Source organism: Campylobacter concisus (assembly GCF_902460595.1).
Lineage (GTDB): Bacteria > Campylobacterota > Campylobacteria > Campylobacterales > Campylobacteraceae > Campylobacter_A > Campylobacter_A concisus_BL.
Genome location: NZ_CABPVA010000010.1, coordinates 1 through 10761 on the forward strand (window position 1 = coordinate 1; position 10761 = coordinate 10761).

12 protein-coding genes are annotated in these 10761 nt (G+C 42.2%); all 12 read right to left on the reverse strand.

The window, feature by feature from the left end:
- Positions 1–98: 98 nt before the first annotated feature.
- Positions 99–806 carry a rhodanese-like domain-containing protein gene (locus F3G86_RS09760; protein WP_149723738.1) on the reverse strand — a complete coding sequence of 236 codons (708 nt, stop codon included), beginning with the start codon at positions 804–806 and terminating at the stop codon, positions 99–101.
- A gap of 201 nt (positions 807–1007) precedes the next feature.
- Positions 1008–2075, reverse strand: coding sequence for a methyltransferase domain-containing protein (locus F3G86_RS09765; RefSeq protein WP_149723739.1), 1068 nt, complete (start codon positions 2073–2075; stop codon positions 1008–1010).
- A gap of 12 nt (positions 2076–2087) precedes the next feature.
- Positions 2088–2888, reverse strand: coding sequence for an MIP/aquaporin family protein (locus F3G86_RS09770; protein WP_149723740.1), 801 nt, complete (start codon positions 2886–2888; stop codon positions 2088–2090).
- A 53-nt stretch (positions 2889–2941) separates the two neighbouring features.
- Positions 2942–4321 (reverse strand): rhodanese-like domain-containing protein, encoded by a 1380-nt coding sequence (locus F3G86_RS09775; RefSeq protein ID WP_149723741.1) that lies wholly within the window; start codon positions 4319–4321, stop codon positions 2942–2944.
- Complete coding sequence (locus tag F3G86_RS09780) at positions 4318–4860, reverse strand: hypothetical protein (RefSeq protein WP_149723742.1); 543 nt, start codon at positions 4858–4860, stop codon at positions 4318–4320. The genes F3G86_RS09775 and F3G86_RS09780 overlap by 4 nt, the downstream gene beginning before the upstream one ends.
- Before the next feature lie 41 nt (positions 4861–4901).
- Complete coding sequence (locus tag F3G86_RS09785) at positions 4902–5324, reverse strand: C-GCAxxG-C-C family protein (protein ID WP_148807090.1); 423 nt, start codon at positions 5322–5324, stop codon at positions 4902–4904.
- 16 nt (positions 5325–5340) lie between these two features.
- The gene (gene arsS / locus F3G86_RS09790; protein ID WP_149723743.1) at positions 5341–6276 is read right to left on the reverse strand and encodes an arsenosugar biosynthesis radical SAM (seleno)protein ArsS; all 936 of its coding nucleotides are present in this window, start codon (positions 6274–6276) and stop codon (positions 5341–5343) included.
- Positions 6273–7235, reverse strand: a complete 963-nt coding sequence (locus F3G86_RS09795) for a heterodisulfide reductase-related iron-sulfur binding cluster (RefSeq protein WP_021084990.1) — start codon at positions 7233–7235, stop codon at positions 6273–6275. Before F3G86_RS09795 ends, arsS begins: the two co-directional genes overlap by 4 nt.
- A complete protein-coding gene (locus F3G86_RS09800) occupies positions 7213–7917 on the reverse strand; it encodes a TIGR04283 family arsenosugar biosynthesis glycosyltransferase (RefSeq protein ID WP_148788549.1) in 705 nt (234 codons plus the stop codon). Before F3G86_RS09800 ends, F3G86_RS09795 begins: the two co-directional genes overlap by 23 nt.
- Positions 7886–8548 (reverse strand): TVP38/TMEM64 family protein, encoded by a 663-nt coding sequence (locus F3G86_RS09805; RefSeq protein ID WP_188116455.1) that lies wholly within the window; start codon positions 8546–8548, stop codon positions 7886–7888. The genes F3G86_RS09800 and F3G86_RS09805 overlap by 32 nt, the downstream gene beginning before the upstream one ends.
- The gene (locus tag F3G86_RS09810; protein WP_149723745.1) at positions 8526–9236 is read right to left on the reverse strand and encodes a TVP38/TMEM64 family protein; all 711 of its coding nucleotides are present in this window, start codon (positions 9234–9236) and stop codon (positions 8526–8528) included. The genes F3G86_RS09805 and F3G86_RS09810 overlap by 23 nt, the downstream gene beginning before the upstream one ends.
- Positions 9233–10744 carry a TIGR04282 family arsenosugar biosynthesis glycosyltransferase gene (locus tag F3G86_RS09815; RefSeq protein WP_149723746.1) on the reverse strand — a complete coding sequence of 504 codons (1512 nt, stop codon included), beginning with the start codon at positions 10742–10744 and terminating at the stop codon, positions 9233–9235. The genes F3G86_RS09810 and F3G86_RS09815 overlap by 4 nt, the downstream gene beginning before the upstream one ends.
- Positions 10745–10761 lie beyond the last annotated feature (17 nt).

Below are 10761 nucleotides of genomic sequence, written 5' to 3' on the forward strand. Positions count from 1 at the left end.
TAAGAATAGTGAAAGGATATAGGGTGAAAGTATGTATATTAAATTTGTATTATTAAAAACTTTGAGCTTTCAGGTTGCCCCAAAAGCTCATATAAATGTTATTTTACTAGCTCGTAGCTGTGTTCTTTTGTGCCGTCGAGTAGATTTAAGACTTTGTAGCCTTTGTCGCTTAGCGTTTGAGCTAGTTTAGCGCTGCGGTTGCCGCTGTAGCAGTGTGTGACGATAGTTTTGTCTTTGTTTGCTTCAAGCACGTCTTTGTAGTTATCAACAGGCTCGCCGTCTGGGATGCTAATAGCGCCTTTCATATGTCCAGCATCATAGTCTTTTTTTTCTCTAACGTCGATGATTAGAACGTTTGGATCGTTTGCGATCTTTTTAAATTCCTCTGCGTTTATGCTGCCGAATTTAACTAGATCGTAGCTAAATTCTTTCACGCCTTCAGCGTTGCTAAGCTTGTTAAAGCCTTTTGCTTTTAGTATATCTAGTGCCTTGCCGCTGCGGTTGCCGCTATTACAGTAAAGCACTACGTTTTTATCTTTGTAGGCGCTTATCTCATCTAGTCTAGCCTCGATCTCTTCAAGAGGGATGTTTATAGCGTGTTTTAGGTGGCCAGCGTTATACTCGTCTACCTTTCTAACGTCGATAACAAGGTAGTCCTCTTTTTTCTTGTTATCAGCTTGTATCGCAGCTAGGTCAGCACCCTTAATTTTAGCGTCTGTTGGCGCTTTTGTATCGCTGCAAGCTGCGAGAAAACCTAGTGCAAAAAGCACAACTATACCTTTAACTATTTTACTTTTGACGAACATTTCATCTCCTTTTATTTTGATAAAATTTCACTATTTATTTTGCCTAAATTTTGCAAAGGTCTATCGGCGACCGCCGACTTTTAGGCAGGGTTGTATATGAAAATTTATTAATTCTGAATTAATAATAGACTTTTTTATGATTATTTTTTAAAAACTTCCGTAAGTTAAAATTATCCCAAGTGCCACCTTGGGATATTAAATTTAGCAACAGCATCCCCCGCCGCAACACTCATCTGTGCCGCTGAGAGCCTCTGGTACTTGTCCGCAACCGGCAAATGCACCAAAGTGTTTGCTTCTGTCGCCCAGCACTTCAAAATATCTTCCAAATCGCGTTTCTTGTACCATTGCCGCACTGTTGCCACATACACTCATCGGTAAGTCTTTTTCAAAATGGTGATGATCGTCGAGATCAAAACAATGCTCGCTACCCTCTATACCTCCACGGTAGATTGCTACTTGACCGTACTCCTCGCAGATATCTTCGATAAGGTCTGGAATTTTAATCGTGCGGACTGTGCGTGAACTGAATTTGATGTTGCCAATAAGTTCTTCAATTTGCGGATTATCGATCGAAGCACAAACAGAACTCATATAGCGAAAATCTTTCCAGCCAATGCCTTGCAGTAGTCTCCTAAAGTCCTCTATATACATAGCCCCGCCTAGACACTCTCCGCGTAAAATTCTATCGCTTGAGATATTTTCTGGTACACGACGATCGGCAAAAATATCTGAAAAATAAAGCTCGCCACCGCGCTTTAACACGCGCCAAATTTCATTAAAAACCGCTTCCTTGTAAGGCGATAAATTTATCACGCAGTTTGAGACGACGACATCTATATCGGCATCTTTGATTCCAAGGCTTGCTAAATCCTCGATATAGCCTTTTTTAAACTCGACGTTTGAACGTGTGTAGCCGAATTTTTGTGCCATTTCGTCTTGGTATTTTTGAGCAATCGCTAGCTGATCGTCGTTCATGTCTACGCCGATCACTCTACCTTTTTCACCCACAAGCTTTGAAAGTATATATACATCAAGCCCAGTGCCACAACCTAGATCTAGCACTGTGCAGTCCTCAAGTGCTAGTGGTATGGGCGAACCACAACCATAAAAGCGTGTCACGATCTCATCTGGGATTATTTCTCTAATCTTGCGTAGGTGTCTTGGCAAACTATCTGCGGCACACGAGCAAATTTTAGTTTCCATATTTCCCTCGTTTTGTAGCGTTATCTTGCTATAATACTCTTTGACTTCCTCTCTTATATCTTTCATTTTTTTCCTCCTTTATTTATATCCTAGTTTTTGAAGCGGATCGATAATCTTAAAAAGTCCTGTTGCGCAAATACTTGCAGCAAGTGGTGCAATAACATAGACGATGATTGCATCCGATGAAAAGGCTATCTTGTCCCAACCTACTATATACCCCACGATTCGAGGGCCAAGATCGCGTGCAGGATTTAGTCCAGCGTTTGTCATAGGACCGACTGTAGTGATAATGATTGAGACGGTAAAACCAATAAAAAGAGGCGCGATATTTACACTCGGCTTACCCAAATTTGAACCTTCTGTTAGCGAAAAAATTATCGCTATCAAAATAAATGTGCCAACACCCTCAGCAAACGCAGCTACTGGCATACTCACTACGCCGTTTGGAGTATTTGGAAAAATATTGCACCAAATCGCAGACGCTTTGCTTACCATACCCATATCTGCTGCATTTGTCGTCAAGAGGTGTGTTACGGAGTCTTCAAAAAATACCCATAAAATAGCTCCTGCTAATATTGCACCCACCATTTGTGCTATGACGTAAATTGGCATATCTTTCCACGGAGTGCGACCGCTTAAACACATCGCAAATGTTACGGCTGGGTTAAAATGCGCACTTGAAAGGTTTCTGCACGCATAGATCGCGATCGCGATCGCTACGCCCCAGATCATACCTATCTGAAACGCCCCATCTAAGGCACCGAACAAGCTTGCTGTCGCAAACGATCCAATACCAAAAAAGCACATCAAAAAGGTACCAATCGTCTCTCCTGCGATTATTTTACAAAAATAACCTTCGCAACTACAATCCTTACTCATCAATTCTCCTAAATTTTATTTTTAGTGACCACTAACTTAAATTTCATCAATTTTTAGTTAAAAAATTCTTGCGGCTCTTTTTCAGGCGCATCTTTTGGAAGGCCCTTTTCTTTAACTGGAGAGCCATCTTTCTTGCTCCACTCATACCAGCCACCTACATAAACGCCAACACGTGGCCAGCCAAGCGCTTTTGCGATGTAATATGTCTCAGCCGCCCTCCAGCCTGTGCCGCAGTGAAAAGAGACTGTCTTTTCAGGTGTTATGCCCCAAAGTCTCCAGCGCTCATCTATGATTTTATAGTTAAACATCGTGTTGTCTAAATTTCTAAAATCCTCCATTGCGTAAGGATTTGAGCCTGCGTAGGCAAATCTTGAGTTTGCCACATCGCCAGCCTTTTCTATATATGTGTAGCCGCTCTTTTTGCCAAGATACTCATCAAAACTTCTAACCGATGCGATAACGGCATTTTTGTCATCGACAAGTTTGCGTTCTTGCTCGTATGTGAAAACTACATTAGGATTTTTAGGGATTTGTACGCCAAATTTTGCCTTTTGTGGTGTAACGATGCCTGCTTCAAGAGGGCGATTTTCTAGTCTCCAAATCGTCTTTCCACCATTTAAAAATTTAATATTTTTCACGCCAGCATAGTCCATGACTAAAGCTGTTCTATTTGCAGCTGTCGTCGCCTTGGTCGTAGCGTATAAAATCACCAAAGTATCCTCGTTGATGCCTGCGTTTTCTAAGACCTCTTTTATGTGATCATCAGAAGGAAATCCCCAAAATTTTAGCTGCTTCTCAAGTGGGATATTTTCGTATTCTTGCATTGTTCTAGGCCCTGCGATGTGGTTTATATCATCAGAAGATAAATTTATCGCACCCTTGATGTGTCCGCTCTTATACTCATCTTTTTCACTTGGAAGCGAAATTTCTAAGATAACATAACGCTCGCCATTATAACTCTCTACCTTTTTGCCATCTAGCAGGTCTTGCACCCACTGCGCAGATACGTATGTTTCATAGCCTTTTAGTCGCTCCAGTTCTTTAGAGTTTGCGTTTATTCCACCTTTTAGAGCGTATAAATTTAAAAATCCTTGCTCTTTAAATTTATCATAGACCGCTTCGCTTAGATCATCGTCGGCATATAGGACGGTCTTTTTGCTTTTATCTATTCCGCGTCTTTTTAGCTCTACGCTGATTTTATCTTTGTTTGGCTCATAATCTAGCCACTGCGCAGGAAAATCGGTAGCTCCCTTTATATGTCCGCTTACACCGTTTTTATTTTTCCAGCCGATATATAACTCCTCGCTTCTAGTGTCGATAAGCTGGGCGTCGCTCCCTAACTCGTTAAAGCTGATAGTTGGTAGCTCTTTTGCAAAGCAGAACGTGCCAAATGCAAATAAAAACAACATTGTTGCAGCAAAAGCACTTTTCATTTTTTCTCCTTTAAAGAAATTTTGTTTTTAAAAATCCAAACGATTTTGTTAAATATATAAAAATAGGCAACCGTGCAAAAGCCTGAAAATAGATAAATTCTCGCTTGAGCTATGACTTTTTCTAGCGATATCGCAAAAGCCACGCCAGAAAATTCGTCGCCTGATAGCAAGGCATATATCTCGCTCGTGGCTATCTTTGAAAAAAGCGCCATAACCACGCTTGCAACGAGGATCTTTCTAAATTTGACCTCCCTTTTGCAATAAAACGCTATGATCGCCGCATTTACGACCCCAAGCACAAGCGAATAGCTAAAAAAGGCATCAGCAAGTCCAAATTTGATCATAAAACCCGTAAATCCAACGAGATAAAAAATGGATGCCACGAATCCAAAATATACGCAAATGATAAAAAGCCCTATGATGTTTAGATAGACATAGTCTGCGACATCAAAAAATATAAGTGACACAGCTGTAAATGCGCTAATAATCGCCGCAGATAAAAAGATTACGGCTGCGCTTATAAATTTTTCTTTTTGCACCATTTTTACCTTCTAAATACCGCGCAAGCAGCAAAAATATTTTAACTCTCCCTAAACTCTAAAATTTGATCCAAAGCCCTCATGCTATCCTTTATAGCGCAGGGGCAAATTTTCGCAAAAAGCCCTTTTTGTATTATCGCTTCAAGCTCGTCTGGCTTGCTTAGATCGTGTCCCAAGACCTCTTTACAGATGCTAGATTTTTGCGTTTTAAAATATATCTCTTTAAAGCGCGCCAAATTTGCATTATATTTTTCTTTATCATCGCCGTAAGCAAGCCCCAAAACTAGCACTGCCGCTAGATATGCACCACATACCGAGCCCTCCTGCATGCCGCCTAAGAGCCCAAAGCTAAGCTTCATAAGCTGCGCCTCGTTTGCACCTAGGTGCTGTGCGTAGCGTGCTAATATCATTTGAGCGCAGTTTTGCTCGGCAAATTTTTGCGCTATCTCTTCATTGCTCATCATTTTTTATCCTTTAAATTTACGCAAGCGCGCCGCAGCAGCTTGACCCAGCCCCTGCTGTACAGGCGTAGCAGTAGTCTCGAAAGACGATCTGTCTACCAAGCTCGCCGCTTTTAGCTAGCTCAAATATATCCTTTGCGCCGTGCGCCTTAAGCCCCTGCATCTGGTTAAAATCACAATCATAAAGGCTACCATCGTATCCCACTGAAATTTGCGCTCTACACATGATATTTTGTGCAGCATTTGGGTTAAAATTTGCTTCTAAAAGCTGCATATAAGGCTCAAATTTACCGCTTTTTTCAAGTGATCTTCTAAATCTGCCAATCGGCACGTTCGTGATCGTAAAAAGATGATCAAATTCCACGCCAAAAGCGCTTTTTAGCTCTCTTTTGTAGTCCGTTTCAAGCCCGGCTTGATCGCCTGGCAAAAACGCACCACCTGGGTTATAGACTAAATTTAGCACCAAATTTCCGCCCTTGCCATATCCTAGTGCATTTAGCCTCTTTAGAGCTTCTATGGAGCCCTCAAACACGCCTCGCCCACGCATGCCATCGACGTTTTCTTCGGTGTAGCAAGGCAGGCTAGCGACTAGCTCCACGCCGTGATCTGCGTAAAATTTAGGCAGATCCTCATAGCCCTTTTCAAGTAGTATGGTTAAATTTGTTCGCACGATGATGTGAGGCGTGATCTTAGCGGCCTCATCTATAAACCAGCGAAAGTGCGCGTTCATCTCAGGTGCGCCGCCGGTGACATCAAGCGTGCTAAATTTATGTGCGCTAATCGCTTCTAAAACAGCCTGCAAAGTCTCCTTACTCATCGTCTCCGTGCGCTTTGGCCCAGCCTCGACGTGGCAGTGCGAACAGGCGAGGTTGCATATCTTGCCTAGATTTACTTGTATCGTTGAAATTTTATCAGTATGCCTGATCTGCGGTGCTATGCGATCTGTGAAGTTCATTTTCTATTCCTTTTGTAAAATTTTAAACTGAGTACATTTTTTAGATAAGCGGTGTTTGGCGCTTCGTTTACGCCACTCATTACCGTGGCAATATGCTTGATATTTTTCACGCCATTTTTGGCGAAATTTCCGCAGCAAGTGGCGCAGTAGGTGTAGAGATTTGGCAAATTTTTATCCTTGACGGCTTGCGGATATCCTGCGGCGATTTGCGGCTCGCTACTTTTTGCTAGTCCACCAAGCCCACAGCAGTTTACATCCTTAAAGCTATTTTTGAAATTTGGCACGTACTTTTTAAAGGTCTCAAAAATAGGCTTGTGGATGCGCTCAGGGCAGGGATAAAAGATGTGTGCCTCCTCTGTGATCTCGCGGTTTAGACCAAGCTCTTCAAATTTCTCGTATATGGTTTTTATCTTGACATCCACCTTGTCTTTTAAAAAATGGTAGCAGTTTGGACAGGCCAAAATGAGCGTCTCTACGCCCTTTGCGGCAAAGAGCTCGTTTAGATGTGCCTTTGTCTTGTCAAAATTTGCATTTGCTTCAAAAAGGGGCTTGCCACAGCAGTCTATACTAAAATCAACCCCCAAAGGCTCCAAAATTTCGATGATCTTTCGTGTAGTTTCAGGCAAAAAGCCTGGGAAATTGCAGCCAAAAAACATTAGCTCGCGGCTCTTTTTGGGCGAGTTGTTGGCATAGAGATAGGGCGATTTTAAGAAATTTAGATAGCGAAACGGCTTTTTTATCTGCTCTCTGTGCTTTAGCGCGATCTCGTTGCCGCTGATGTCTTTTGGGCAGACCTTGTAGCACTCGTCGCACAAAAAGCAGCTAAATGCGAGATCTTTTCGCTTTGAAAAATCAAGCAAATTTATATCGTATTTGGTCAAAAACTCGCAGTGTTTCGTGCACGCTCCGCACTCTATGCAAAGCTCTGGCGGGTTTTTAATAACTTTTTGCGATCTCATCAGCGCTAGCTCCATTTCTAAATTTATACTGCAAAATTTGCATTTTTATGAGCGTTTTTATGACACCCTCGCGCCTAAATTTACGTGCGCTTGTGATTATATTTTGCCCTAGCTGGCAAAATTTCACACCAGATCTTTTTAGCTTCATACTTAGCTTATAATCCTCCATAATAGCTAAATTTTCAAAGCCACCAAGTGCGTTAAAAAGGCCTTTTCGTATAAAAATACCCTGATCTCCAAATGCGATATTTCTAAACTTTACGCGTAAATTTGAACCAAGTGCGATCAAATTTAAAAGCACTCCGCCATCATCAAATTTAAGCCTAAAGCAGCCTGCCTCACAGCGATCAAGCGCCCTCTCAGCAGCCAAAATCGCCCCCTCATCGCAAAATGCACTATCAGCGTGCAAAAAGAGAAGCTTCTCAAATTTAGCCACGCTCACCCCAGCGTCTAGCTGAGCGCCCCTGCCTTTTTTGCAAGGTAAAATTTTAAATCTCTCAGGCGTGAAAATTTTGCTCAAATTTAGCGTTAAATCAAAATTTTTGCTCTCATAGAAATTTGGCTCGCTAGCATCAGCAAATATCACTTCAAATTCACCTTTTTGAGCTGCCAAAATAGCACAAAAATGCTCCAAATTTTCGCATGGCTCGTTATAGATCGGAGTTATTACCGAGATCGCCACGTTTTGCTCTTATCTTTTTTGCGCCCCAGCTAGAAAGTGCCACGAGCACTACCATCAAAATGCAGGCGATGATAAAGCCGTTTGAGCGCATATCAAGGGCTTTTTCGCCCAAATTTACCATTATAAAAGTTGCTGGCACGATGCCTACAAAGGTCGCCACCACGTAGTCACGCAGGCTCACATTCATCACGCCGCATGCGTAGTTTAGGGCGTTATACGGCACAAGTGGCATTAGGCGAAGGATCAAAATTAGGCTAAATTTACCGCCAGGCTCGCCAAGCGTTTTTAAAATTTTGCTCTTTGAGTTTTGCGTGAAGTCGCTAACGGCGTGAAAACCCAAAAATCTTGCGATATAAAACATCAAAACCGAGTTTATCATCGCACCTATTATGGTGTATAAACTGCCGGCAAATAGCCCAAATGCCGCACCTGCAACGACAGCCAAAATCGGCACTGGAAATAAAAATATCGGCAAGATAGCAAAGCATAGGACATAGATCATCGGAGCAAATAGTACATGCTCGCCGATGAGCTCACGAAGCTCGCTAACGCCGATCTTTTGCATCAAAAATGCAGCCACGAGTATGATCGCGGCGATGATAGCAAATTTAAGCAGCCTTGTTTGCTTCAAGCTGCGCCTTTTTTGCCTTTTTATCATCTAAAATTTTCTTTGCGACATAGGCTACGATCGAGAAGGCAAATAGTATGGTAAGACTGATAAATAAAATTTTGCCACCGCCCATCAAACTGCCGCCAAAATACGAATATACAATCGTCGCAGGAAGCTGGCCGATACCAGTCGCCCAGAAAAATCCCCAAAATCTCATCGACGTAAGCCCTGCTGCGTAGCTTACTAGGTCAAAGCTCACAAATGGCAGCAAACGGCAGACGATGATCGTGTGCTTGCCAAATCTGCTAAAAAACTCGTCCGTAGCTGCAAGCGCCTTTTTGCCAGTTAGCTTTTCAACGACGTCGCGACCTAAAATACGTGCTATGTAAAAGCAAAGCGCAGCGCCCACCATAGCCGAGCTCCACGATAGCACAGCACCCCAGACCCAGCCAAATATCATCGCATTTGAAAGTGTGATGAGAAACGCAGGCACTGGCGCCATGATGCTTTGAAGCACCATCAAAAAAAAGCTCACGCAAGCTGCCGTCGTCTTGTCAAAGCTTTGCAAATAAGCATAGACTTCGTTTAGGTCAAATTTGCTAAGCATCACGACTGAGTCAGTGATCTGTTTGTTTACCGCAGGGATAAAAAAGTATGCCAACGCGACTATCGCGACGGCGACTAGGAGAAAAATTTGGGATTTTTTCATCTAAATTCCTTAAAATATTGTTGTAAATTCGACAAAAACTTGTCGCTAAGATAGGCTTTTATCTTGTTAAAAGTGTATTCGTTTTTAATGGCTCTAGCACCGTTATACTCGACAAATGCCATCGCGCACCAGCTTGTTCCTCGCAAGCAAGTCATCGTAAAATACTCTTTAAATTTTTGCCTATCTACCATTTTTTTCGAGTAGTTTTCATATAAATTTATAAATTTTTCTATCTCATCAGCACTAAATATCACGTCCGTCTTCCAAAACGTCGTCGTTGGCACACTAAAATGTGCCAGATCTTGCTCACGCTCGCCAATTATCGGCTTTTCCCAGTCGATGATGTATGAGCTCTCTTTACCGATGATGAAATTTGAAGAGTTTAGCTCGGTATTTATGATACAAGGCTCCTCTATCTCGCGCTCAAGGTCAAATTTCTTTGCTATTTTTAAGAAAAATTCGATCATCTCAGCGGTTTTTGGCTGGGCTAAATTTGAGTTTAGATAGACGTTAGCCATATTTTCGCACTCTTCAAACATCGCTTTTAATGGCTTTTGCGCGGTGATCAAGCTGTGATTTGACGGGATCTTGACTGCGTGCACGCTAGCAAGCAAACTTACCGCCGTCTCAAGATCGCTCTCGTATCTTAGTGCGCGCCCTTTTAAAAACTCCATACTCATCGCCCCTCGCGGTAAAAGCGGGCTTGGCTCGTAGTACTCTAACGGCGCTGGCGTGACCTTTGAGCTTTGTAAAATTTTAAGCGCATCAAATTCATATTTTATTTGATTTTCAAGCGCCATTTGCGACTTTGTATTTATGCGAAATACCTTTTGGCCGCCTTTGCGAAATTTGTAGTTTATGTTGTATTCACCGCTAGCAAGGGGTTTTATGGCACTTGGTCGCACGCCCAAGACGTAAGCGAAAATGTCCTCTTTCGTATCGATGTCGCGAAGCGGTTTAAATTTGACGTAGCTTAAATTTAGCTCTTCAAATTTAGCGCAAACCCCTTTGCACACGCTCTGCCTTAAAGAATAATCGCTTGAAAAAATCTCATCTTTTAGGCTGGCGCTTCTTAGAGCGATCGCGCAGTATCCGCCGTCAAGCGTAGGGGTGATAGCGGCGCCATTTTTGCTAAGTGCTTTAAAATAGCTATTAAAGCCTTGGGTGGTGAAATTTACAATGTCGCTGCCGATTAGTAAAATTTGCTCATATCCAAGCGCCTTTACATGTTTAAAGGCATTAAGCATTCGCTCGTTTAGTGAGCCCTCACTTTGGGCAATAAATTCATACTCATCGCCTAAAATTTGCTCTAAATTTTTAGCCTTATCGCTTGGCGTAAAAAAGATGAAAATTTTGACGTTTTTTAGTTTTTGAAGCTTGGTGTTTATATCTTTTAGTAAAAATTTATGTAAATTTGCTGCTTGCTGTGGCGTCAAAAAGTCAAGCAGTCTGGTTTTGGTCTTACCAGCGATCGGAGCTCTGGTAAAAAGTATCAGCGCTTTTTTCAAATTTTGCCCCTAAAGAG

Bases quoted from the DNA above. Each gene is read 5' to 3' on its own strand.
- F3G86_RS09760 (WP_149723738.1), bottom strand. From the start codon at position 806: ATGTTCGTCAAAAGTAAAATAGTTAAAGGTATAGTTGTGCTTTTTGCA.
- F3G86_RS09765 (WP_149723739.1), bottom strand. From the start codon at position 2,075: ATGAAAGATATAAGAGAGGAAGTCAAAGAGTATTATAGCAAGATAACG.
- F3G86_RS09770 (WP_149723740.1), bottom strand. From the start codon at position 2,888: ATGAGTAAGGATTGTAGTTGCGAAGGTTATTTTTGTAAAATAATCGCA.
- F3G86_RS09775 (WP_149723741.1), bottom strand. From the start codon at position 4,321: ATGAAAAGTGCTTTTGCTGCAACAATGTTGTTTTTATTTGCATTTGGC.
- F3G86_RS09785 (WP_148807090.1), bottom strand. From the start codon at position 5,324: ATGATGAGCAATGAAGAGATAGCGCAAAAATTTGCCGAGCAAAACTGC.
- arsS (WP_149723743.1), bottom strand. From the start codon at position 6,276: ATGAACTTCACAGATCGCATAGCACCGCAGATCAGGCATACTGATAAA.
- F3G86_RS09795 (WP_021084990.1), bottom strand. From the start codon at position 7,235: ATGAGATCGCAAAAAGTTATTAAAAACCCGCCAGAGCTTTGCATAGAG.
- F3G86_RS09810 (WP_149723745.1), bottom strand. From the start codon at position 9,236: ATGAAAAAATCCCAAATTTTTCTCCTAGTCGCCGTCGCGATAGTCGCG.